At 46.9% G+C, this 23039-nt stretch carries 22 protein-coding genes; 6 read left to right on the forward strand and 16 right to left on the reverse strand.

Annotation, left to right across the window (positions count from 1 at the left end; all coding sequences use genetic code 11):
* Positions 1 to 80: 80 nt before the first annotated feature.
* Positions 81 to 626, forward strand: coding sequence for an ADP compounds hydrolase NudE (gene nudE / locus DD616_RS04405; RefSeq protein ID WP_064624176.1), 546 nt, complete (start codon positions 81 to 83; stop codon positions 624 to 626).
* 24 nt (positions 627 to 650) lie between these two features.
* Positions 651 to 1478, forward strand: coding sequence for a 3'(2'),5'-bisphosphate nucleotidase CysQ (gene cysQ, locus DD616_RS04410; protein WP_010319313.1), 828 nt, complete (start codon positions 651 to 653; stop codon positions 1476 to 1478).
* Positions 1479 to 1559: 81 nt separating this feature from the next.
* Here cysQ and DD616_RS04415 read toward each other — a convergent pair whose 3' ends face one another.
* From DD616_RS04415 to gspC, 12 genes are read right to left on the reverse strand one after another with little or no spacing between them, the layout of a single operon-like run.
* Positions 1560 to 2318: a type II secretion system protein N gene (locus DD616_RS04415; protein WP_170895681.1), complete on the reverse strand. Its 759-nt coding sequence runs from the start codon at positions 2316 to 2318 to the stop codon at positions 1560 to 1562.
* Positions 2315 to 2812: a type II secretion system protein M gene (locus tag DD616_RS04420; protein ID WP_013855429.1), complete on the reverse strand. Its 498-nt coding sequence runs from the start codon at positions 2810 to 2812 to the stop codon at positions 2315 to 2317. The genes DD616_RS04415 and DD616_RS04420 overlap by 4 nt, the downstream gene beginning before the upstream one ends.
* Before the next feature lie 10 nt (positions 2813 to 2822).
* A complete protein-coding gene (gene gspL, locus DD616_RS04425; RefSeq protein ID WP_208871999.1) occupies positions 2823 to 4034 on the reverse strand; it encodes a type II secretion system protein GspL in 1212 nt (403 codons plus the stop codon).
* Positions 4003 to 5022 carry a type II secretion system minor pseudopilin GspK gene (gene gspK, locus DD616_RS04430; RefSeq protein WP_017048718.1) on the reverse strand — a complete coding sequence of 340 codons (1020 nt, stop codon included), beginning with the start codon at positions 5020 to 5022 and terminating at the stop codon, positions 4003 to 4005. The genes gspL and gspK overlap by 32 nt, the downstream gene beginning before the upstream one ends.
* Positions 5009 to 5662, reverse strand: coding sequence for a type II secretion system minor pseudopilin GspJ (gene gspJ, locus DD616_RS04435; protein WP_094149171.1), 654 nt, complete (start codon positions 5660 to 5662; stop codon positions 5009 to 5011). The genes gspK and gspJ overlap by 14 nt, the downstream gene beginning before the upstream one ends.
* Positions 5649 to 6011: a type II secretion system minor pseudopilin GspI gene (gene gspI, locus DD616_RS04440; protein WP_013855433.1), complete on the reverse strand. Its 363-nt coding sequence runs from the start codon at positions 6009 to 6011 to the stop codon at positions 5649 to 5651. The genes gspJ and gspI overlap by 14 nt, the downstream gene beginning before the upstream one ends.
* A complete protein-coding gene (gspH, locus tag DD616_RS04445; protein ID WP_013855434.1) occupies positions 5995 to 6573 on the reverse strand; it encodes a type II secretion system minor pseudopilin GspH in 579 nt (192 codons plus the stop codon). The genes gspI and gspH overlap by 17 nt, the downstream gene beginning before the upstream one ends.
* A gap of 34 nt (positions 6574 to 6607) precedes the next feature.
* Positions 6608 to 7051 (reverse strand): type II secretion system major pseudopilin GspG, encoded by a 444-nt coding sequence (gene gspG, locus DD616_RS04450; RefSeq protein WP_010319321.1) that lies wholly within the window; start codon positions 7049 to 7051, stop codon positions 6608 to 6610.
* A 50-nt stretch (positions 7052 to 7101) separates the two neighbouring features.
* The gene (gspF, locus tag DD616_RS04455; RefSeq protein WP_017045694.1) at positions 7102 to 8322 is read right to left on the reverse strand and encodes a type II secretion system inner membrane protein GspF; all 1221 of its coding nucleotides are present in this window, start codon (positions 8320 to 8322) and stop codon (positions 7102 to 7104) included.
* Positions 8322 to 9821 carry a type II secretion system ATPase GspE gene (gene gspE / locus DD616_RS04460; RefSeq protein WP_019282846.1) on the reverse strand — a complete coding sequence of 500 codons (1500 nt, stop codon included), beginning with the start codon at positions 9819 to 9821 and terminating at the stop codon, positions 8322 to 8324. The genes gspF and gspE overlap by 1 nt, the downstream gene beginning before the upstream one ends.
* The gene (gspD, locus tag DD616_RS04465; RefSeq protein WP_094164430.1) at positions 9818 to 11848 is read right to left on the reverse strand and encodes a type II secretion system secretin GspD; all 2031 of its coding nucleotides are present in this window, start codon (positions 11846 to 11848) and stop codon (positions 9818 to 9820) included. Before gspD ends, gspE begins: the two co-directional genes overlap by 4 nt.
* A gap of 38 nt (positions 11849 to 11886) precedes the next feature.
* Positions 11887 to 12783, reverse strand: coding sequence for a type II secretion system protein GspC (gspC, locus tag DD616_RS04470; protein WP_231140402.1), 897 nt, complete (start codon positions 12781 to 12783; stop codon positions 11887 to 11889).
* Positions 12784 to 13120: 337 nt separating this feature from the next.
* On the opposite strand from gspC, the gene hslR reads away from it, so the two are divergent.
* From hslR to DD616_RS04490, 4 genes are all read left to right on the forward strand, one after another.
* Complete coding sequence (hslR, locus tag DD616_RS04475; RefSeq protein ID WP_026028320.1) at positions 13121 to 13507, forward strand: ribosome-associated heat shock protein Hsp15; 387 nt, start codon at positions 13121 to 13123, stop codon at positions 13505 to 13507.
* A 31-nt stretch (positions 13508 to 13538) separates the two neighbouring features.
* On the forward strand, positions 13539 to 14414 hold the full coding sequence (hslO, locus tag DD616_RS04480) for an Hsp33 family molecular chaperone HslO (protein WP_013855441.1): 876 nt from the start codon (positions 13539 to 13541) through the stop codon (positions 14412 to 14414).
* A 337-nt stretch (positions 14415 to 14751) separates the two neighbouring features.
* Positions 14752 to 16380, forward strand: a complete 1629-nt coding sequence (gene pckA / locus DD616_RS04485; protein ID WP_013855443.1) for a phosphoenolpyruvate carboxykinase (ATP) — start codon at positions 14752 to 14754, stop codon at positions 16378 to 16380.
* A 107-nt stretch (positions 16381 to 16487) separates the two neighbouring features.
* Positions 16488 to 18422, forward strand: a complete 1935-nt coding sequence (locus tag DD616_RS04490) for an AsmA family protein (RefSeq protein WP_208872000.1) — start codon at positions 16488 to 16490, stop codon at positions 18420 to 18422.
* Here DD616_RS04490 and DD616_RS04495 read toward each other — a convergent pair.
* The 4 genes from DD616_RS04495 to typA all read right to left on the reverse strand — a co-directional run bounded on the left by DD616_RS04495 (position 18383) and on the right by typA (position 22665).
* Positions 18383 to 19315: a bifunctional GNAT family N-acetyltransferase/hotdog fold thioesterase gene (locus DD616_RS04495; protein ID WP_017048711.1), complete on the reverse strand. Its 933-nt coding sequence runs from the start codon at positions 19313 to 19315 to the stop codon at positions 18383 to 18385. The genes DD616_RS04490 and DD616_RS04495 overlap by 40 nt on opposite strands.
* Before the next feature lie 72 nt (positions 19316 to 19387).
* Positions 19388 to 19822: a D-aminoacyl-tRNA deacylase gene (dtd, locus tag DD616_RS04500; RefSeq protein WP_013855445.1), complete on the reverse strand. Its 435-nt coding sequence runs from the start codon at positions 19820 to 19822 to the stop codon at positions 19388 to 19390.
* Complete coding sequence (locus DD616_RS04505) at positions 19794 to 20708, reverse strand: virulence factor BrkB family protein (protein WP_170901343.1); 915 nt, start codon at positions 20706 to 20708, stop codon at positions 19794 to 19796. Before DD616_RS04505 ends, dtd begins: the two co-directional genes overlap by 29 nt.
* A 133-nt stretch (positions 20709 to 20841) precedes the next feature.
* Positions 20842 to 22665: a translational GTPase TypA gene (gene typA, locus DD616_RS04510; protein WP_010319743.1), complete on the reverse strand. Its 1824-nt coding sequence runs from the start codon at positions 22663 to 22665 to the stop codon at positions 20842 to 20844.
* Positions 22666 to 23039 lie beyond the last annotated feature (374 nt).

A 23039-nucleotide genomic window follows, 5' to 3' on the forward strand; every position in this document is an offset into this window, starting at 1 on the left:
TTGCCGCGCTCAAGTCCTTTTCAATTAAGGTCATTTTCTCATATAGTTAGAAAAGTCATTTGCCTTACGGGAATTAGTGTATGCCAACCAGAAAACTGCCCGAAATTTTAGCCCAAAGAACGGCAGCTCAATCGACCCTGTTTACCATCGAATCATTAGATTTACGCTTTTCTAACGGCGAACAGCGCACCTATGAACGAATGAAACCGAGCGGCCGGCATGCAGTTATGATGGTGCCAGTAACGGCACAAGGAGATTTACTGCTGGTTCGAGAGTATGCCGCTGGCACTGAACGCTATGAGCTCGGATTCCCTAAGGGTTTGATTGACCAAGGAGAAAGCCCGCAACAAGCAGCAAATCGTGAACTCAAAGAAGAAATTGGTTTTGGCGCAACCACCTTAACCCCCTTAAAAGAGGTGGTACTTGCCCCCTCTTACTTTTCGAGCAAAATGACACTCTTCTTAGCACAAGATCTATACTCAGAAGTAATGGAAGGCGATGAACCCGAACCTTTAGAGGTCATTCGCTGGCCTCTGGCCCAAGCAGAAGAGCTACTGACTCACCTCGATTTCTGTGAAGCCCGAAGCATTACCGCACTACTGCTTGCTCTGCGCAGCCTAAAATAACAAAGTAGAGCTATAGGATTGATGATGCCAACAGCCAATAATTTATCTTACTTACTGCCTGACGTAATTGAAATCGCTCGCTCTGCCGGGCAATTGATTCTCGATATCTACGAAAAGAAAAACTACGAAGCGTTCACCAAAAGTGACCACACCCCTGTCACCAGTGCCGATCTTGCTGCGCATAAACTGATCTGCGAACGACTGAGTGAACTCACGCCAGATATTCCTGTTTTGTCGGAAGAGGCGGCGGACATTAGCCTAGAAAAACGCAGCCAATGGCAGCGATACTGGTTGGTTGACCCACTTGATGGTACGCAAGAGTTTATTGCGCGCAGTGGTGACTTTGCCACCATTATCGCACTGATCGAAGAAAACCAACCAGTGATGGGCGTCGTCTATGGGCCCGTTTCTGGCGTGACCTACTACGCCTACGCAGGCAAAGGCGCATGGAAGATCCCCGACATGTCTGAAAGCTTGCGTATTGAAACACACAAGCACGAAACCGTTGGGCAATCCATCGCGATTGCGATCAGTCGCCGCCAAGATATTAACCGTATTACAAGTTGCATGAGCAGCGCATGGAATTATGAGCTAGTGCCGCTGGGCTCGGCAGCGCTGAAAGCGTGTTTAGTCGCAGAAGGTGCTGTCGACTGCTATTTGCGTCTCGGCCCAACCGGTGAATGGGATACCGCCGCCACGCAATGCATCGTAGAAGAGGCGGGCGGACGCATCCTCAACACGCAACTACAACCGCTGTCCTACAATGAGCGTGAAACGTTAGAAAACCCCAACTTTATTGTGTTAGGGGATGCTGATTTGCCTTGGAATACCATTTTACAAGTCAAGCCATAACGGCCATTACCAATAAAAATGCTGATCAATAGACTCAGCATTTTTATTGGGGGTATGAAATGATTACGGTAAAAAAACCAATTAAAGCTGGCCTTGATAATTAAACTGATATTTACCTTGGTTGTCTGGCGCTCCAATCCACTGTAATTGATCCGCCATTTCGGGTGGGAATTGCGCTTCAGGTTTAAACCATGCTTTCGCACTGTAACTCATGTCTGGTTGCAGCTGCAGGGCAAACTCACTGCTCATTTGCTCACTGTTTTGCTGACCGTTCAATGTCATCTGATTGCTTTGACATTGCAGATCTGCCACTACCGGACCAAGCGAGAGCTCTCCTAAAGGTGAGTCAACTCGGCCATGAGTCCACGCAAGTGAGCCTTCGGCAGATTCACACCACGGGCTATCATAGCGGTAATGGTTCAGGGACAACTCGACTTGCCCCTGAAAAGTCACTGGTACAGGCAGCGGAAACAGCGCCGCTAATTTATTAGCCGCGACAGAAACCACAACCTTGTCTGCATAAGGGCCAGAAAACCCCAGACCAAGATTGCCTTTGCCACGAACTCCCATATCACTACCGCGTCCAAAGCGTACCGCCACTTCAAATTTGGCCATCAGCAGTTGTGATACTTGGATGTCCCAGTTGAGATCGCCGACATTTTGCCCTTGCCAAAAGAGTTGCTGAGCACTACCAGACCACACCGTACCGTCAACACCAGTGACACGCATGACTTCGGAAGAGGAGAGTTGATTCATCACCAAGGAAGCCGGAATATGCGCGACCACACTGATGAGAAAAACCATTACAAGGAACCCGCTATAGAGCAATTTCTTTTTCACTCACCACCTCGCTTCAGTTGTAAGCGTTTTACTTCGACAACGCCACTTTGCTGAGCACGGTTGATGTCCATAAACTCGACATCGACACCTTGCTGCTCTTTTAGAAAGGCAAGCCAATCCACCAATTTAGAGAAAGGAAGTGGTTGTATCCAAACCTGCATCATTTCATCACGCGGTTGAATACGAATAAGCTCAATTTGAAAACGCTGCACACTTGATGAGATGACTTGATTGAGCGGTTGCGTCGTTGCCACCCCACCACCTTGTGCGCGCAATTGAGTAATGGCATCGGCCTTATCCGTCACCCAATTAAGCAATTGTCTTTCACTGATAATCCGGGCTTGCGCAAGCTCGGTTTTCTGATTAAGTGGCGCTAAAATGCCCCAATAAATGATCGCAACCACACACAGCGACACACCACCTAACAGTAATTTCTGTTCACGAGGGGAAAAGGCCGCCCATCGTTGTTGAAGTGCACTCAGGCTATTTTTCATGTCACTCACCTCACTGGCTTTTCAGTATGAAGGTACCATTAACTACAGAACCCGAGCGGTTTAACTGCCCTTGCTCAACCACAAACTGCTTTTCCAATTTAAGGCGCGCTTGTTCAAAGCTTTCAAAATCATTACTTTGAACTTCAAGGCGAATTTCACCCCGATTGCCATCATATTTAACACTTTGCAACTGCATGTTCGGTATGCTGCCGATACTGCTGGGCAGCTTGGACAACCACTCCAACATCGAACCGTTGGCTTCGCCGCCAGAGAGTCGAGCCGCTTCATCATTCATCAGTCTTTTCAGGTAACTGATGGTGGGTATTTTCTGTTTATCAGGGAAAACCGCGCGAAAAACACGTTCACTCTCCGCTCGATAAGCATCGGCTTGCGCTTCGTAGTGCCCAGCTTGCAAAAGATGGTGGCTGGTTGAAATTACAATCAACACCGCGGCCGCTAATGCGCATTTTTGCCATACTTGCCAATGCTTCAAAAACGAGGACTTGGTTTTAAAACTTCCCGTCAGTAAAGTCACTTTGCTCGCTATTGCTTGCTGAGTCAGCAACGCCATGACTAAATGAGGCTCGGCCTGTTGCCAATGTTGCCCTTCAGCCAATGTCAGCTCAGGGAGCGGGGTATACGCCTCTAGCGGTAAATAGTGCCCCTCTTGCTTGACCCATTCTGAAGCACTAAACAGCGTTAACCACTGCGGTTCAATGCTCACCCCCAAATACTCACCTTTACGGATTAACCATTCTTGGCCGATCTGCAGTGCCGACAATCCCTCTGATGCCGGGATAGCCAACACATCCGGTAATACCTTTTTCACGTCAAAACCCGCGGCTTTGAGCTCATCTAAGCGGGTACGCAACCAAGCACGATCCACCCCGACAACGTAAGCAGTGGAAGCGGTTTTATGCAAAATTGAAAAATGCAGCTCATCCACATCTTGTGCGATCTCATCTTCGATTAGATAAGGCAACATTGACTCTAAGCGACGAGCCGCCCCTGATGGAATCGCGACCTCAGTGAGAACTAAATCACTGGCAGCGAGCAGCACAATCGTGGCGCGTTCAGCCGCATAGCTAGAGAGCTGAGATAGCTGCTCCCATCCGGATATTTCACCGCTGGCAATCACTTCTTGCTGCTGTGTTGACCACACCAGCCAAGGTATTTCAGCGTCTTGTTGACTACTCAGCCGAACGGTCAGAAACTCGCTCACTGATCCCTCCAAAGCGACGGCGTATGACCGTTGCGGTTTCTCTATTATCACTAAACAATAAACTGCGAATACGAACTCGCGAGTCATCAACCAAGATTTGAGCATCCAGTTCAAAATAAGCACTATCGACAGCTAGGTACTGTTTCGCTTCTTCTTTCACTTTGCTCTCCACAGCAGCCAATGCGGCCTCTGCGAGAAAATTGTCTACCGAAGCCCAACCATCAAATGGTCGGCTCTCGAGTAAGTTTTTTGCATCCCCTTCACTTAAGTGCGGGCTGAACATCGCCACCAATAACTTGGCATGATCGGGTTCCAAGGTATTGATATTCAAACGCCAATCATCAGTGGGGAGAGTACAGATATAAGGCGCTATTTTATTCATTACATCACCGCTCACCTGCTGAACCGCGCGCAACTCACTGTTATCCGCAAGTAAACTATTCGCCGCCAGATAAGCAGGAGACATTGATTCATACTGGCTGTCTTCTACGCCATAAGAGGACTGCACATCTGAATCGCCATCAATATACTCCCAAGCCGAATCGGCAATCACTTCGGCTTGATAGCTGTCGACCTCAAGCTCTTCCAATAACCGTTGCAACACTTGCACTAAATAGGGTTTTTCGACACTCCCTGCCGCAGGTCTGGCTCTCGAGAGTACATTCAGGTTAAAACAAGCCTGTTTATCAAGGATGCGCCCTTTCAAAGTGCCGTAATCCAATGGATACGTTTGCTCTTTCATCGCCCAAGGTTGACTTAAGTTAATCGTTTCGTTGTCTTTGTAGCTCTGCTCGATAGCGACTTTGGCTAAAGCTTCACTACCCACACTATACCAATAGGCTTGCTGGTAACTAATTTGATTATTCGCTCTTTGAAACTGTGTGAATAAACGTTCAGACATGGTTGCGGCAATCGACACCATAATCGCCAACAACAGCAAGATAACGATTAACGCCACACCGCGTTGGGCTCGATTAGGGTGCGCCATTATTATCAGCCTCTTTGTTGGTCGAATTGATGCCACCACCAGCAGTAAGGTAGATACGCTCAATCTCGCCATAATCTTTCAGCGCCAATTTCACGGCCACCGCCTGTGGGATTTTCAAGGCATCAATCCACTCTTCACTCCATTTATCTTGGTTATAAAAGCGCAGCGATAGTGACTCAACATCATGTAACAATGGCGTGATGATCCCTTCTTGCCCTGCAGGAGTATCAGGATAACGCCACCATATACGCTCTAACACGCCCTCTTTAATTCGGTAGCCGACCTTAGTGACTTCCCCGCGTGGAAATTGCTGCTGTGGGTTATGCCAACCTAATCGAGCAAACAGCACTCCTTTTTGATCGGAGTCGAGCAAGTACTCTTTCCAAATCAGCATCTGTTGACTTGGCTCTTCACCATTGGTGCGAAATTGACGCGTTGCCATCTGCCGAAAATCGCCATCCATTAACACCATGGCGCGCTGCAATTCGTTCAAACGTTGGCTACGTTGGGCTGAAATCTCATTACTGCGCTGGACTTGGTTCAATACTTGGTAAGCACCAACGCTCAAACTAGCGAAAATAGCAATCGCCACCAGCACTTCAATCAGGGTAAAGCCTTTGCTTTGTTTATTTGGCGACATAACTTCTCACTGTCACCAAAGGTGATCCTTCTTTTTCACTAGCCACGCTGACATCAAAAGCTTTCAATAAATTATCCGCAGTGGGTACTAAAGTGACTTTCCAATACCAGGTTCGACCCGCCAATACTTCACTGCCATTTTTCGCTTGTACGTTTTTAGGAGTAAGCATCACTTGCGCCATCTGGTTATCGACCACCATGGCGGCAAACGCTTTTTCTTCCAAATAACTCACGGTATTGATGTGTTGGCTGACCGAACGGATCACACTGATGGAAGCGGTGGCAAAAATAGCCAGCGCCACCAAGACTTCTAACAGCGTCATCGCTTTTTGTTTACCCATCGATCGCATCTCCCGGAGCGAACAGCGTGATTTCCCCGTTTTCTTTCACTACCACTCGCCAGCCTTGCTCTGCATCTTGCTGATTAAGATGGATGCTCAGGACAAAAGGGGTCAGCTCACCACTCGATAAAATAAACACTTGTGGTGGTAGCTGCTTTTTCTGTTCGTTTTCATCAGCAAACTTATCGTCATCAAACAGACTGCCCGGTTTGAAGAGTCGATCATCGTTTTTCCATGCACTTCCTCCCAGCTCAAACTGGAGGGATAACCCCTCAGGCAGTTGGAGCTGTGAAGCCATTTTCTTGCTCTCTAGCGGCTGCCATCCCTTGTCCTCCATCGATAGGAAAACCAGATGCGATTTTTTTTCATCGACCCGCAAACCAAAATCTTTGCCACTGAGAATGGCTTCTTCATTACTCAGTTGTAGACGCTGATAAAGGCTCATCGCGTACTGTTTCGCATCATCGTTGTTCGTGCTAGGTAGCGTCGATATAACGGCCACAGCACTGAGCGAGAGCAGCACGAGCACCAGCAGTATTTCGAGTAGGGTAAAACCGCGTTGAGATAGCATCAGATAAATGGGGCGGCTAAGGCCGCCCTCTCTCTTATTGGAAATCTTGCATGTTCCAGTTGCCTATGTCGGCACTGGCGCCTTCGCCACCCTCTTGACCATCAGCACCTAGCGTGAAGATATCAATCGTACCGTTATCACCAGGGCTTAAGTATTGATAAGGGTTGCCCCAAGGGTCATTTGGCAAACGGCGAATATAACCGTTATCGCGGTAGTTGCGTGGCTCAGGATTCGACGGCTTGGTCACTAGCGCTTCTAAGCCTTGATCTGTCGTTGGGTACACGCTGTTGTCTAATTTATACATATCCAACGCATTTTCGAGTGCGACAATATCGGTAATCGCTTTTTGTTGGTCAGCTTTTTCTTTATTACCGAGCAAATTAGGCACCACAAAACTCGCCAAAATACCCAAAATAACCACAACTACCATCACTTCAAGCAAAGTAAAGCCCGACTGTTTATTTGTTTTTGTTCTCATTCCAATCTCCAACATAGTTTGGTCGTTATCATTGCAGAATTCAGTCATGATCAACGACTCATTAAATTATTCATTTCTAAAATCGGCATCAAGGTCGCCATCACGATAAACAGTACCAACCCAGCCATTAATGCAATCAGCGCAGGGGTAAAAATACCTAATGCGATGTTGACCGTCGATTCAAAACTCGCGTCTTGGTTATCGGCCGAGCGCGTCAGCATACTTTCGAGCTCACCACTTTGTTCACCACTGGCGATCATATGCAGCATCATCGGTGGAAATAACTTGGTTTGCTCAAGCGCTTTACGCAAGCTCGACCCTTCGCGAACATTGTCAGCCGCCAACAACACTTGTTGCTTAACGTATTTATTGGACATCACATCCACCGCCACACGCATCCCATCCAAAATAGGAATCGCACTGGAGGTACAAATAGACAAAGTTCGCGCAAAACGCGCAGTATTGAGACCGCGAGTGATTTTGCCAATCAACGGCATGCCGATGATTTTTTTATCCCACTTCAACCGCAAATTCGGCTTGCTTAGCAACCATCGGACGAGATAAATCAAGATCACCAATAGCACCAGCAATTGGACACCCCAATGCTGGATAAAATCACTTGAGGAGAGTAAAAATTGAGTCGACTTCGGTAATTCTTGCCCCATTTGGACAAATTGCCCGACGATTTTAGGCACCACAGCCGCCAGCAAAAAAGCCACAATACACACCGCGAACACCACCAACACCACTGGATAAATCATCGCTTGTTGTAACTTGGAACGCATTTTTTGGCGATTCTCAGCATAGTCCGCTAAACGCTCAAGCACCGAATCCAAATGACCAGATTTTTCGCCCGCTTCAACCATCGAACGAAACAGGTCATCAAAGATGTGTGGATAATCACCTAAGCTGTCTGACAAGGTATAACCCTCGGTCACTTTCGAACGAACAGCGGCCAACATGGTGCGAATACGCGGCTTTTCCGATTGTTCAGATACCGCTTTCAAACACTCTTCCAATGGCATGCCTGACTGCACTAAAGTGGATAACTGGCGAGTAATGAGCGCTAAATCCGGTGTACTGATACCGCGCTTAAAACTCAAAGGCGATTGCTCACGCTGAGCCGCTTTCGCTTGCGTCTCAATGAGTTCAATCGGTATAAGCCCTTGCTCTTTTAAGCGCTGGCGAACCTGCCGAGCATGGTCCCCCTCAATAACACCCTTTTTTTGTTTGCCTTTGGCGTCGAGCGCTTTATATTCAAATGCCGCCATTATGCTTCCTTCGTCACTCGCATCACTTCTTCAAGTGAGGTAATGCCTTTCAGCACTTTATCAAGCCCGTCATCACGAATGCTCGGTGTTTTCGCCCGCACCGCTTTTTCAATCGCTTGCTCTCCGGCTTCGCTATGAATTAAGGCTTGTACCTCATCATCAATCAGCAACAATTCATGTATACCCGTTCGGCCTCGATACCCTTTGTGATTGCATTTGTCACAGCCCTTCGGACGATACAGTGTCAGCGACTCTTTTTTCTTACAATTGAACAGTTTTTTCTGCTCATTGTCTGCTTGGTAGGCCTCTTTGCAATCTGGACATAAGGTACGCACTAAGCGTTGTGCCAATACGCCAAGCAGCGATGATGAGATCAAAAAGGGTTCAATTCCCATATCGCGCAAACGTGTTATCGCACCGATGGCGGTATTGGTGTGCAAAGTCGACATCACCAAGTGTCCGGTTAAAGACGCTTGCACCGCAATCTGCGCGGTTTCTAAATCACGAATTTCCCCAACCATGACCACATCCGGGTCTTGACGCAAAATAGCACGTAATCCTCGCGCGAAAGTCATGTCCACTTTAGGATTGACTTGAGTTTGGCCGATACCATCAATATCGAACTCAATCGGGTCTTCCACGGTTAAAATGTTACGCTCGTTGCTGTTGAGTTCTTGCAGGCCAGCGTACAAGGTGGTGGATTTTCCTGAACCGGTTGGGCCCGTCACCAAAATAATGCCATGCGGTCGTTTGATTAATTGACGGAAGCTTTCGTGGTTGGCTGCCGTCATTCCTAGACTGTGCAGATCTAAGCGCGTGGCGTTTTTATCTAGCAAACGCATCACCACACGCTCACCGTGAGATGAAGGCATGGTTGACACGCGAACATCGACCGCTCGGCCGCCAATGCGCAATGAAATGCGTCCATCTTGTGGTACACGTTTTTCAGCGATATCAAGCTTAGCCATTACTTTGACGCGTGAAACCAGCAACGGCGCTAATTTACGACTCGGCGCTAACACTTCACGCAGTACCCCATCGACACGAAAACGAATCGACAAGATTTTCTCAAAGGTTTCAATGTGAATATCCGACGCGCCCTCTTTGATCGCTTCGCCAAGCATGGCGTTGATCAATTTGATGATGGGCGCATCGTTTTCTGACTCTAACAAATCTTCATTTTGTGGCAGCTCTTCGGCTAATGAGAAGAAATCATCACTGTCAGCACCAATATCTTCCATTAATTGTCGCGCTTCTGACGAGTCTCGTTGGTAAGCTTGGGTTAACTTACTTTCAAACTCGGCCAGTGAAATTTCAACCAAGTTGAGCGGCTGTTTCACGACTCGTTTCACTTCGACTAATGATTCGATAGCCAGCGGTGCGACATAAAATAACGTCGGCAGCTCGTTGTCTTCTACCAGCTCTAATACCAATTTAAAACGATTGGCAAAGCTAAACGGTAAACGACGGTAGTGAGGTTGCGACAAAACTTCGGTCATTGCTGTTTTTCCATTTGTTCGATAAAGGCTTGTACTTCCGCAGAATGAGTACGGTCATCACCAAACTTAGGCAGCACAGGAATATTGTCGTTCGCCATCAACTTCAAACCGCGATCAGCGTTATAGAGCTGCTCTGCACGAATGTAGTTGTACTTACGCTGAGTGATGCCATCGGCCGTCATGCCATCACGAATGATGGTCGGCTTAATAAAGACCATCAGGTTTTTCTTCTCAACTTGGGTACTGGTCGATTTGAACAAATAGCCTAAAACCGGTATATCGCCTAATAGTGGGACTTTGGATTCACTTTCGACCGCGCGCTCATCAATCAACCCCCCCAGAACTAACATTTGCCCGTCTTGAATGATGACCGATGTGTTTAATTGACGCTTTGCAAAACGCACATCGACGGCACCATTCGCTCCTAATACGTTGGATACCTCCTGTTCAATTTTCAGTTGAACTGAGTCGCCTTCGTTGATTTGTGGTACCACTTTCAGCTTGATACCGACCTCTTTGCGTTCTACGGTTTGGAAAGGATTATCGTTATTTGCGCCCGCGCTCGAACCCGTCAAAACAGGCACCTCTTCGCCCACGATGAAGGAGGCTTCTTCATTATCCATCACCGTAATACTCGGTGATGACAAGATGTTTGAGTTGGAGTCACTCGACACGGCGCTGATAAGGGCCGTCCAGTCGCCCATCACTAAGCTCAGCGCTGCACCATTGACCGCACCGAGCGCTGACGCCAAAGTAGAGTAATCCCCTTTGGTGGTGGTGTTTTCATTACGCAAGAAAGTACCATCAGGATTATAAACCGCTTTACTGGTGGTGGTATCTTTGGCTTCTTCTAAACCAATCATTACCTTACCGATTGGCGCGCCCGCGTTGCCATACTGAATCACAGAACCGTTGTCGAGTGAGCCCCATTGCACGCCTAAGTTGATGCCATCCCCTTCGGCCATTTCAACAATCAGCGCTTCAATCAATACCTGAGCGCGACGAATATCCAACTGCGCAACCACATCTTCTAGTTCTTTCATGATGTCTTGTGGAGCGGTAACAATTAAGGAATTGGTCGGTGCATGTGCTGAAATCATCACTTCGGTGCGTTGTGAACTTTGCCCTGTTTTTTGCCCAGACTGTTTTTCAGCCTGCAAGTTGTCAGACACCCCTTTCAGCACATCAACCAAATCTTCCGCTTTCGCATTCTTAAGATAAATGACGCGGTTATTGCCTCTGGTCGCCATCTCGACATCAAGCTGAGTGATCAATCGCTTTAGGCGTTCACGGACTTTAGGATCACCTGAGATCAAAATCGAATTGGTACGATCATCGGCCACCAGCTTAGGCTGCAAAAACTCTGGGGTATTTTTAGCATCCGTAGTTTTGTTTAATGCCTCCACAATACGCACCATTTCAGCGGCAGATGCATTACTTAGTTCCACCACTTCGATGTCTTTGTCACCAGCTTGGTCAACTCGTTTGATGATATCGGCTAAACGGTTGACGACCGCAGCACGACCTGTAATCAAAATGATGTTCGCCGGATCATAATGCACTACGTTGCCCGCTCCTGCGTTATCGATCAACTGACGCAACAAAGGTGAAAGCTCTCGTACCGAAACATTCCGCACTGCAACAACGCGCGTGATCACGCTATCACCGTTCTCTTTTCCTTCATCGCCAACGACGGGAATCGCAGACGTTTTGGCATCTTTCGACTTGATCACTTTGAGCACGCCGTTGTCCATCTCCACCACGGCAAAACCATACACTTCTAATACATTCAAAAAGAAGCTGTAGTATTGCTCTTCATTAAGCGTGTCATAGCTGCGGACATCGACTTTCCCCCGAACTGAAGGATCAACAATGATTGTTTTTTCAAGATTACGGCCCACGATATTGATGAATTCTTGAATATCGGTGCCTTTAAAGCTGGCACTAAAATCGTTTGCCATGGCTAACGGCGATGACAACAAGCCACCCATCAATAACCACGTCGTTTTGTTTAACCAATGCTTCACGTCTTACTCCCTAAACTCATGCTCATGCATCAGTCTGTCTAAAATTGGATATAAATGTCATGGGATTGCCCGTCTCTTTCGACTGTTAAGTTCATTTCGGTTAACTCAGAGACTGACTGAAAAATCTTATTCATGGCGTCCGGGTCCGTTAAATCCTGACCGTTTAACGCGATTGCGACATCGCCATCTTGTAGCCCTACCGACTCAAACAACTCAGGAGATTGCCCAGGGCTCACTCGGTATCCAAGCACTTTGTCATCACGTTTCACTTGCGACAAGCGTACATATTTAAAGATTTCTTGCGGATTGCTGGCAATAGCGGCGCGAATGTCATCCAACTTTTCTTCTGCAGACGCTGGGTTATTACCACGCACATTCGACGCAACAACGCGCTCAGGCGTTGCTACACTCGGTTTATGATAGTCAATTCCATCCAACATCAAGGTTTCATCGCGCCCTGAGTTGTCAATAATGACGCGATCATTGAACACCGCTTTCAATTTGACACGGGTTCCTTCAATGACTTCGTTAACACCATAGGTCGCTTGGCTACCACGATTTGCGATTACCGCTAGACTCTTACTCGGTTCATTGCTCGCCACCACTCCAACCAATAATAAGCTAAGGCTGGTTTTAGGTGCATCTTTGACCACAGGCTGTGCGGCTTCGACCTTCTGCTCGCTATAGCGACCAAATAAACTTCCTTGTTGTAAAGAAGAGAGATCAAGCGAACGCGCCGCATTCGGCGTTGATGCGATTGCTCTTGGAGACCAAGGCGTTATATCAACCGCGTTTTGCTGAATCAGCCACACCATTTTTCCTAGAATCCAAGCCGACGTGACCAGCAATACTAAGGTAAGAAATTGGCTGATTTGTTTCTGCCATTGCGGTATTTTTTGTAGCAAACCTGCTTGCCATAAGCGAGATGAGGTCATACTGCTAAAATCGATTCGCCTCAAAAGATGTCCTTACTGATATTTTCTTACTTCAACCGTGATATTTCACATTCATGAGCCGTTAGCCAGACGAAAACCGGCGGATTGGCCTCAAACTATACTTCCATTTCATTTAAACTATGCTTCCATTTAAATGGAACAGATACATAAGACCGCGAAGATCGCGCTACAAAAACACATTAATATATCATAGGAGACATTCTCGTCATTTTTACTGACATTATTTTGTCGGGTAGCTTGAAAATCTGGAACCAAAACACCATTGTAAAGGCCATAAAACGTACAAGACTAACTCCCTTTGAGGCACATTTGTAGTATGAGTTCTGCGACAGAGCAAATAAGATTGGATAAATGGCTATGGGCAGCACGATTTTATAAAACGCGGTCGATCGCACGCAGTATGGTCGATGGTGGTAAAGTCCATTATAATGGCCAACGCACCAAGCCAAGCAAAATTGTCGAGCTTGGGGCAACGATTACCTTGCGCCAAGGCCAAGAAGAGAAAATCGTCACTGTGATCAATCTGTTAGGGCAAAGGCGCAGCGCGCCAGAAGCACAAACCCTGTATTCGGAAACCGCAGCAAGCATCGCCAAACGTGCCCATCATGCCGAGCAACGTAAGCTCAACGCACACAACCCAAGCCCCGAACGCAGACCAGACAAAAAAGAGCGTCGTGACATCATTAAATTTAAACATCAATAAAAGCTGGACCATGTTCCGAGGAAATAGCTAAATGGCAAATAACATTTTAAATCGCTACTTATTTGAAGATCTATCCGTACGTGGCGAGTTGGTACAATTAGACGACGCGTATCAACACATCCTTTCGAGCCAGGAATATCCAGCCCCAGTACAAAAACTTTTGGGCGAACTGCTCGTCGCAACGACCTTGCTAACCGCAACGCTGAAGTTTGAAGGCTCAATTACCATGCAATTGCAAGGCAATGGCCCAGTTTCCTTAGTCGTTATCAATGGTGATAATGAACAGAAAGTGCGTGGTGTCGCACGCTGGAAAGGCGATATTGCCGATGATGCCGACCTACACACTTTGATGGGTAAAGGTCATTTAGTTATCACTATCGAGCCCAAGAAAGGCGAGCGCTACCAAGGTGTGGTCGGTTTAGAGGGTGATAACTTAGTGGAAGTGCTGGAAGGTTACTTCATCCGCTCTGAACAGTTGAAAACACGCCTTTGGATACGCATTGGTACGCAAGATGGAAAAGCCTGTGCCGCTGGCATGTTACTACAAACTATTCCAGATGGAACGGGTACGCCCGATGATTTTGAGCACTTAGAGCAGTTAACTAACACCGTAAAAAACGAAGAGCTGTTCACCTTAGAAGCCACTGATCTGTTGTATCGCCTGTATAACCAAGAGAAAGTTCAGTTGTTCACCCCACAACCCGTGGAATTCCATTGTGGTTGTTCACGTGAACGCAGTGGGGCGGCCATCATCACAATAGGCAAAGAGGAAATTTACGACATTTTATCGTCTGAAGGATCCGTTTCTTTACATTGTGATTACTGTGGCACCAACTACTCATTTGAAGAGGCTGAGATCGCAACACTCTACGCACAAGCCTCCTCAGGAAGCGACACAATTCATTAATTTGCATGAATTAACAAGCACGAAGAAAACGTATCAGAGCCAGCTTTATGCTGGCTTTTTTTGTGATCAAAACCCAGTAAAATCAAGCCTTAAACAAACAGAATGGCGTACTTATTTTTTTAAAAGTATTAATCTTATTGATCTAGCGCAAAGGTTTGCGTACGCGATAAAATAGTTGCGCCAATATGTGACGGGACACCTAAAACCACAGGAGTGTCATGGGCAATTTTTGAACTGTGTCCCTGTTTTATCCCCCACCCGTTGCTAGCATGGTGAGCAGATAACAATTACAAACATTATTACAAAATCCCTACAAAATCTCTTACAAGGAGCACCTATGACCGTTATGGAACATACAAAGGCTGCACAACTAGACCTGACCAAATACGGAATAACCAACGTAGTCGAAGTGGTTCGCAACCCAAGCTATGAACTGTTATTTGCCGAGGAAACTCGCCCAGACCTTGAAGGCTACGAAAAAGGCGTCGTCACTGAACTTGGCGCTGTTGCCGTTGATACTGGCATTTTTACAGGCCGCTCACCAAAAGATAAATTCATTGTCAAAGATGACACCACACGCGATACCCTATGGTGGACATCTGAACAAGCGAAAAACGATAACAAGCCGATTAACCAAGAAGTATGGAATGATCTAAAAGCACTAGTGGGTCGTCAACTATCCGCTAAACGTCTATTCGTTCTTGACGGTTACTGTGGTGCCAACGCAGATACGCGCCTTTGCGTGCGCTTCATTACTGAAGTGGCGTGGCAAGCGCACTTCGTCAAAAACATGTTCATTCGCCCAACAGAAGAAGAGCTAGCTAACTTCGAACCTGATTTTGTGGTCATGAATGGTGCCAAATGCACCAATGACAAATGGCAAGAGCAAGGCCTGAACTCAGAAAACTTCACTGTGTTTAACTTAACGGAAAAAATGCAGTTGATCGGCGGTACTTGGTACGGCGGTGAAATGAAGAAAGGGATGTTCGCAATGATGAACTACTTCCTTCCACTGCAAGGTATTGCTTCAATGCACTGCTCAGCCAACATGGCTAAAGATGGCGATGTGGCGATTTTCTTTGGCCTATCTGGCACAGGAAAAACCACACTCTCTACCGATCCAAAACGCGCGTTAATCGGCGATGACGAGCACGGCTGGGATGATGATGGCGTGTTTAACTTTGAAGGAGGTTGCTACGCGAAAACCATCAAGCTCTCCAAAGAAGCCGAGCCTGACATCTACAACGCGATCCGCCGTGATGCGCTACTGGAAAACGTCACAGTACGTAGCGATGGTTCGATTGACTTTGATGATGGTTCTAAAACCGAGAATACTCGTGTTTCTTATCCTATCTACCACATCGAAAACATCGTTAAGCCTGTATCGAAAGGTGGTCACGCCAATAAAGTGATCTTCCTATCCGCGGATGCATTTGGTGTGCTTCCACCAGTCTCTAAATTGACTCCAGAACAAACCAAGTATCACTTCTTGTCTGGCTTTACGGCAAAACTAGCGGGTACTGAACGTGGCATCACCGAACCAACACCAACCTTCTCAGCCTGTTTTGGCGCAGCGTTTTTAACGCTCCACCCAACACAATATGCCGAAGTGCTGGTAAAACGTATGGAAGCAGCTGGTGCTGAAGCTTATCTAGTCAACACTGGTTGGAACGGCAGCGGTAAACGCATCTCGATTCAAGATACCCGCGCCATCATTGACGCTATCTTAGATGGTTCGATTGAGAAGGCAGCAACCAAGCATATTCCAATCTTCAATCTTGAAGTACCAACCTCACTACCTGGTGTGAACCCAACCATTCTCGACCCACGCGATACTTACGTGGATCCTCTACAATGGACAAGCAAAGCCGAAGATCTCGCCTCGCGCTTTATCAATAACTTTGCCAAGTATACTGATAACGCAGAAGGTAAAGCATTAGTGGCCGCAGGCCCACAACTCGACTAAAACTGATAAGTCAGTAGCAAGCCCCTTTGATAAGGGGCTTTTTTTGTTGCTGCGTGAGGTAATTTGTTTCACTCTGTCGCAGGTAACGATTTACGAGTAAGGACACCATGAACAAGGCTTTGGCATTGCTGATTGCGATCATCGCGCTATTTCTCACTTTCATGCTGGGTATGTTTGCACTGCTACATACCTCTTATGCTACTCCCGTTGCTCAAACTCTCGTTGAACGGCTTTCGAAAGGAAACGTGACGTTTCAATCTCTTCAATACCAGTATCCTTTGCATTTTCAGTTCAACCAATTAACACTGCGGCAAAATAAGCAGCACATCCCGATAGAGCAAGCCGATATTTGGCTCAGCCCACAGCTCATTCGCGACCAAAAAATCGCCGTTGATAGCGTGCTACTTAGTGGTATCAGTCTACAAAATGGCCTTCCTACCGATTTGCGATCATGGCCCATTTCGGTGAGCCAAATCGCGCTCAATCACGCCGACATCGCCCAACAAGGTTGGCTAGCGCGCGGTGTTAACCTACAGATTAAAAATCCACATTGGCCGGATGCTCCAACAGCTCTGCCTTTCGGCGAGATACAACTCTCAGCCGAACAATTTTATTGGCAAGGAGAAGCGCTGAATAACCTACTGCTCGATATGGATTACAAACCTGCCAACAGCACCGTCTATGGGCTCTCGTTGTCATGGCGCGGCGCGGCTATTTCAGGTCAAGCCGAGCAGTATCCTCAAGGTTGGTCGCTGATCAATATGACACTGGAAAAACTCAATATTAGCCGAGATATGAGTCATTCCTTGCGCCAATCGGGTTGGTTTCAGCTCTTTGACAAAATAGACCATATCAATAGCTTAGATATTTTAAATAGTCAGATCGAGCTTGCGGATATCAGCTTGCGTAACGTCGATATTTCGCTGGAGAACATTTATCCACACAGCAATATTTGGCAGCAGCAACAAGGTAAATTATCGCTGCGAGCCGACGATGCAACTTGGCTAGGTCAGCAGTGGGTGGAGCCGACCTTTAGCCTGCGCACCGAGCCGGGTAAACTGATTATTGAGGATTTTAGTAGTGAATTTAAGCAAGGTGATATTCAATGGGCGGGTGTTATCACCCCAACCTCAGCATCGCTGCAACAGCTCACTATTCGCGGTGTAAAATGGGTGAGCGAAAGCAAAGATGATTTTACGTCTCTGAGCCAGCATTGGCCGTGGGTTGATAACCTCACCATCGAGCAACTCACCATCGCCAATAGCCAACTCATTCAATTATTTGCGCCACCTTATTGGCAATTGTCTGGTGTCCATGCCAAAGGGAAGCAGTTAACTCTCGTAAAAGAAAAACGCTTGGGATTGTGGCAAGGCACGCTCAATATCAGCGCAAACAGCGCCAGCTACGATTCACTATTGAGCACGCAAAGCGTCGTTGAGATGCGCAGCGAGCAAGGCCAATGGTACCTAGATCGTTTATTCATGCCGTTAGAAAACGGCTATATCGATGCCACTGCGCGTTGGAATTTCCAAACGTTAAGTCAGCCTTGGCAAACCAACATTCATGCCGATGGGCTACCGCTAGCGGTGCTCAATAAAGTCACCCAGCTTCCCTTTACCATAGAGGGTCTCAGTGAATTGGAAGCGCAGGTCAACGGCCTCGCCGGAGACTACGCCACCTTCGCCCACACCCTCACAGGTGAAGCAACGCTCAATATTCGACAGGGCATATTAACGCTAAGCGATCCTGAGCAAAACCTCAGCCATGAGCCGTTTACGCTCGAAGGTTTAGTCATTCACTCAGACAGAGGGCGGATGATGATTAATACAACGCCGCTGGTTGGAAAGACGCTCAAGGCAAACCTTGATGGTCACGTGGATTTGGTCAAGTTGGAGAAAGGACAACTTAACCTTAACCTCCAACAGATGTGCCGTGAGATGCACTTCGAACTGCTCCACAACACACAGCACACCATCTATTCGTGTGATCCAGAAACCGACACTTACTCAGCCAATGATGCGGCGGCTAACAATGCCTTGTAATTGGGGATCAACATATAGGTTCCCGTAAATTCAACGGCGGGTTTACCGCCACTGGTGATAGTGACATTGACGACGATACGCGCTTTACGTCCACTGGCTAAACGATCTAAATCGCCACTGATGCCATCCAATGAAGTGAAGGCTAAAGGGTTATGCACCACAGGGTGACGATAGCGGATGCGGCTATCAACCAAAACAATATCGCCATTCAGGCTTCGCTCACGCATCAGCAACCATGCCATTCCCCATCCGGTCAAGGTGGCAAGGGTAAATGCCGAGCCTGCAAATAAGGTGTTGTGTGGGTTCAAATTCGGATTGAGCTGAGCGCTGCACTCAAATTGGTAGCCCGTATATTGAGTCACCTTAATGCCCATTTTTTCGCTGATAGGAATGTGCGTGGCCCAGCGTTCTTGCAGTTCAGTACACCATTCAGGTTTGCGAATCACATTGGCCATGGGATCGAGCGGTTTGACCATTTGTTGATGTCGAACCGGACCGCGTTCATCATTGAGCGAGCCCCGGCGTTCAAAGCCGTTCTTTTCATAAAATGCAATCGCATCTTCACGGGCGCTACAGACTAGGCGCTTTGCACCTTCTTGACGAGCCAGCGACTCTAGCGCCACCAGCACCAAAGAGCCCATACCTTTATTGCGACGGCTACTTTTAACCGCCATATAGCGAATTTGCCCTTCGCAATCTGGCGTAATGTACAAGCGACCAATGGCAATCGGTCGGTTACGACCATCGACAATCATCCTGTGGTGACTCATGCCATCATACTCATCGCGCTCCGAGCCGATCGGTAGATGCCATGGCTCACGCAGCATTTGCCAGCGAAAATGGTAGTATTTATTCAGTTGGTTGTCGGTACTTGGCGTAATCAGTTTAAACATTTGGTTATCCCTAAATCACAGCCTCTCATACTCCGCATGATCCCAACGAAGGAGGCTCTATCCATTTCTTTATTAAACCTGAAGCCAGAATGTCACTGGGCCATCATTAATCAGCGAGACTTTCATATCTTGTGCAAAGCGGCCACGCTGAGTTGGCAAAATGTGCTCACACAAATCCGAAAAGTAATCATACAGACGCTCAGCATCAGCAGGGTGTGCACCTTTTGAAAATCCGGCACGCGTCCCTTTTTTGGTATCGGCTGGCAATGTAAATTGAGACACCACTAAAACCTGACCGTTCACTTGTTGCACGTTCAAGTTCATTTTTCCCTCTTCATCTTCAAACACGCGGTACTGAGTCACACGTTCGACTAGACGTTTGGCCTTTGCCTCATCGTCATCTCTTTCGACCCCAAGTAGCACCAGTAAGCCTTGATTGATTTCGCCAACCACTTCCCCATCAACACGTACCGCCGCTTCACTCACTCTCTGGATCAACGCTATCACTCTGATTTCCCTTTATCATTTGCTCGGAGATAGGCAATGAGTTTAGCATTTCTTGCTCATTGCTCCAGTGCTCTTTTTCACCCAAAGTCGCCGTCACCTCCGCCCCAACGAGCACAATCATCCAGCATAAGTAGACCCACACAAACAGAATAGGGATCGCCGCCAGTGCGCCGTAAATCAGTTGATAGGAGGGAAACTGAGTAATATAAGCAGCAAACCCTTTTTTACTGAACTCAAATAAAATAGCCGCCACCATTGCCCCGACCAAGGCGTGTGAAAGATGCACTTTTTTATTCGGCACCAGCAGGTACAAACCGACAAAAGCAGAGAATGACAAAATAAAAGGTAGCCAGCGCAGCAACAAATTATAAGCACCAGAGAGTGCTTCGCTGTCAATAATCTTGAGTGAGGTAATATACGAGGTTGCCGCAATACTCGCGCCGACTAAAATTGGCCCGAGCGTAAGAACCATCCAATACATTGAAAAAGAGAGCACCATGCGCCGTTTATTTTTAACTCGCCAAATGTAGTTCAAATTCTTGTCAATATTGGAAATCAGCATTAAAGCTGCAACGAATAAAAATGCCCCGCCCACGGCCGTCATCTTACCTGTATTCGCGATAAATTCGAGCAACGCCTCTCGCACTACATCGCCTGCGGCAGGCACAAAATGGGTGATCACAAAATCTTGAATAACCATACCGACATTGGCAAAAATAGAAAATGAGGAGAGAATTGATAACAGCACGGTAAGCATAGGTACGATCGACAACAACGTGATATAAGCCAAATAGCCCGCATTAACATTGACGCGGTCATGATCCATCCGGCTGAGTAAATAACGCGTAAACAGTAAACATTGTTTGCCAAGCTTTTTGATTTTCAAATGCCTTCTCCCTGCTTATTTTTATCATCAATCACCATTCTATACCTAAAACTGACTATATTGCAGATAAGCAAAGGGCGAGAAGTACACTCCTCGCCCTTAGATTAACTCGTTAACTTATACCATGACGGTATTAGCCACGGCTTGCACGTTTACGATCATTCTCAGTCAAATGACGTTTACGGATACGAATGCTCTGTGGGGTCACTTCCACTAGTTCATCGTCGTCAATAAACTCAAGTGCTTGCTCAAGTGTAAACTTGATTGCAGGTGACAATACTTGCGCTTCATCAGTACCAGAAGCACGAACGTTTGTCAGCTGTTTACCTTTCAAGCAGTTCACTGTTAGGTCGTTAGAACGGTTGTGGATACCGATCACTTGGCCTTCGTACACTTCATCTGCGTGCTCAGTAAATAGGCGACCGCGCTCTTGTAGGTTGAACAGAGCGTAAGTCAACGCTTTACCTGTCGCGTTAGAGATCAACACGCCGTTGTTACGTTGGCCAATGTTACCGCCTTTGTGTAGGCCGTAATGATCAAACGTATGGTAAAGCAAACCTGAACCTGAGGTTAAGGTCATGAATTCTGTTTGGAAACCAATCAAACCGCGAGAAGGCATCATGAAATCAAGACGCACACGGCCTTTGCCGTCTGGAGTCATATTCGTCAGCTCACCTTTACGCAGGCCGATTTTCTCCATCACGCCGCCTTGGCTCTCTTCCATCACATCGATTGTTACGGTTTCGAACGGTTCCATTTTCTGGCCGTCTTCTTCCTTCAAAATAACTTCAGGACGAGAAACTGCAAGCTCAAAGCCTTCACGACGCATGTTCTCAATCAGGATTGATAGGTGAAGTTCACCACGACCTGAAACGCGGAAGCGATCTGGGTTGTCGGTTTCTTCAACACGCAATGCTACGTTATGAACAAGCTCTTTTTGCAGACGCTCAAGGATATTACGTGAAGTCACGTATTTACCTTCTTTACCTGCAAACGGTGAAGTATTGACTTGGAAAGTCATGGTCACTGTCGGTTCATCAACGGATAGCGGCACCATGGCTTCAACACAGTTTTGGTCACAAATGGTGTCTGAAATTTTCAGTTCACCTAAACCTGTTACCGCAATGATGTCGCCAGCGTTAGCTTGTTCAACTTCGTTACGCTCAAGGCCAAGATAGCCCAGAACTGTACCAACTTTACCGTTACGTTTCTTACCATCAGCGCCGACGACTGTTACTTGTTGGTTCGCTTTTACGCTACCACGAGTCACACGACAAACACCGATAACACCAACGTAAGAGCTGTAATCAAGTTGAGAAACTTGCATTTGTAGTGGGCCATCAAGGTCAACTTGTGGTGACTCTACATTGTCAACGATCGCTTGGAACAAAGGTTCCATGTTTTCGCCAACTTCACCTTCGTTAAGTGTCGCCCAACCGTTCAGTGCAGAGGCATAAACCACTTTAAAGTCGAGCTGCTCATCCGTTGCACCAAGGTTGTCGAACAGGTCGAACACTTGATCCATAACCCAATCAGGGCGAGCACCAGGACGGTCAATTTTGTTAATAACAACGATTGGTTTCAAACCGTGAGCAAAGGCTTTTTGTGTTACGAAGCGAGTTTGTGGCATTGGGCCATCAACCGCATCAACAATCAGCAAAACAGAGTCAACCATTGACATGATACGTTCAACTTCACCACCGAAGTCGGCGTGTCCTGGAGTATCTACGATGTTGATACGGAAATCATTCCAGTTAATGGCTGTATTTTTTGCAAGGATAGTGATACCGCGCTCTTTCTCGATATCGTTCGAGTCCATGACCCGCTCTTCCGTATTACCGCGAGACTCTAACGTACCTGACTGTTGCAGCAGTTTATCAACCAACGTTGTTTTACCGTGGTCAACGTGTGCGATGATCGCGATATTTCTTAATTTATCAATCTGTGGAGTAGCCATGGATTTTGCTTCACTTATTAAGGGAGTAACTCGCTTCGGCATGAGGCCGCAACGAGCATAGAACTTGATTAAAAAAACGGTCAATAATGTACCAGATTTTGGCGAAAAACCTAGAAATATGTGATCTATCGCGCTGATTTTCGCTCACCACAAGCTTAGTCCGCTACTTGCTTTAAAACAAATTGCATCAAAATGGACTAAATCAGCATTGACAAGCCTAGTAAACCTAGGCTGAATAGTGTGCGCTTTGGTAGTTAATGGTGCAACATAAAACTCAAGGCACCAAAATAGTGCAAATAAGGATCTTTTTGGTGCAGAGAAGCATTTAAATTCGACAAAGAACAACCAAAACACTTGAAATTAAAGGATTAATT

The organism is Vibrio anguillarum, assembly GCF_003390515.1.
Lineage (GTDB): Bacteria > Pseudomonadota > Gammaproteobacteria > Enterobacterales > Vibrionaceae > Vibrio > Vibrio anguillarum.

Excerpts from the sequence above, each read along its gene's own strand:
- nudE (WP_064624176.1), top strand. The coding sequence starts at position 81 with ATGCCAACCAGAAAACTGCCCGAAATTTTAGCCCAAAGAACGGCAGCT.
- cysQ (WP_010319313.1), top strand. The coding sequence starts at position 651 with ATGCCAACAGCCAATAATTTATCTTACTTACTGCCTGACGTAATTGAA.
- DD616_RS04420 (WP_013855429.1), bottom strand. The coding sequence starts at position 2,812 with ATGAAAAATAGCCTGAGTGCACTTCAACAACGATGGGCGGCCTTTTCC.
- gspK (WP_017048718.1), bottom strand. The coding sequence starts at position 5,022 with ATGGCGCACCCTAATCGAGCCCAACGCGGTGTGGCGTTAATCGTTATC.
- gspJ (WP_094149171.1), bottom strand. The coding sequence starts at position 5,662 with ATGTCGCCAAATAAACAAAGCAAAGGCTTTACCCTGATTGAAGTGCTG.
- gspI (WP_013855433.1), bottom strand. The coding sequence starts at position 6,011 with ATGCGATCGATGGGTAAACAAAAAGCGATGACGCTGTTAGAAGTCTTG.
- gspH (WP_013855434.1), bottom strand. The coding sequence starts at position 6,573 with ATGCTATCTCAACGCGGTTTTACCCTACTCGAAATACTGCTGGTGCTC.
- gspG (WP_010319321.1), bottom strand. The coding sequence starts at position 7,051 with ATGAGAACAAAAACAAATAAACAGTCGGGCTTTACTTTGCTTGAAGTG.
- gspF (WP_017045694.1), bottom strand. The coding sequence starts at position 8,322 with ATGGCGGCATTTGAATATAAAGCGCTCGACGCCAAAGGCAAACAAAAA.
- gspE (WP_019282846.1), bottom strand. The coding sequence starts at position 9,821 with ATGACCGAAGTTTTGTCGCAACCTCACTACCGTCGTTTACCGTTTAGC.
- gspC (WP_231140402.1), bottom strand. The coding sequence starts at position 12,783 with ATGACCTCATCTCGCTTATGGCAAGCAGGTTTGCTACAAAAAATACCG.
- hslR (WP_026028320.1), top strand. The coding sequence starts at position 13,121 with ATGAGTTCTGCGACAGAGCAAATAAGATTGGATAAATGGCTATGGGCA.
- hslO (WP_013855441.1), top strand. The coding sequence starts at position 13,539 with ATGGCAAATAACATTTTAAATCGCTACTTATTTGAAGATCTATCCGTA.
- pckA (WP_013855443.1), top strand. The coding sequence starts at position 14,752 with ATGACCGTTATGGAACATACAAAGGCTGCACAACTAGACCTGACCAAA.
- DD616_RS04490 (WP_208872000.1), top strand. The coding sequence starts at position 16,488 with ATGAACAAGGCTTTGGCATTGCTGATTGCGATCATCGCGCTATTTCTC.
- DD616_RS04495 (WP_017048711.1), bottom strand. The coding sequence starts at position 19,315 with ATGTTTAAACTGATTACGCCAAGTACCGACAACCAACTGAATAAATAC.
- typA (WP_010319743.1), bottom strand. The coding sequence starts at position 22,665 with ATGGCTACTCCACAGATTGATAAATTAAGAAATATCGCGATCATCGCA.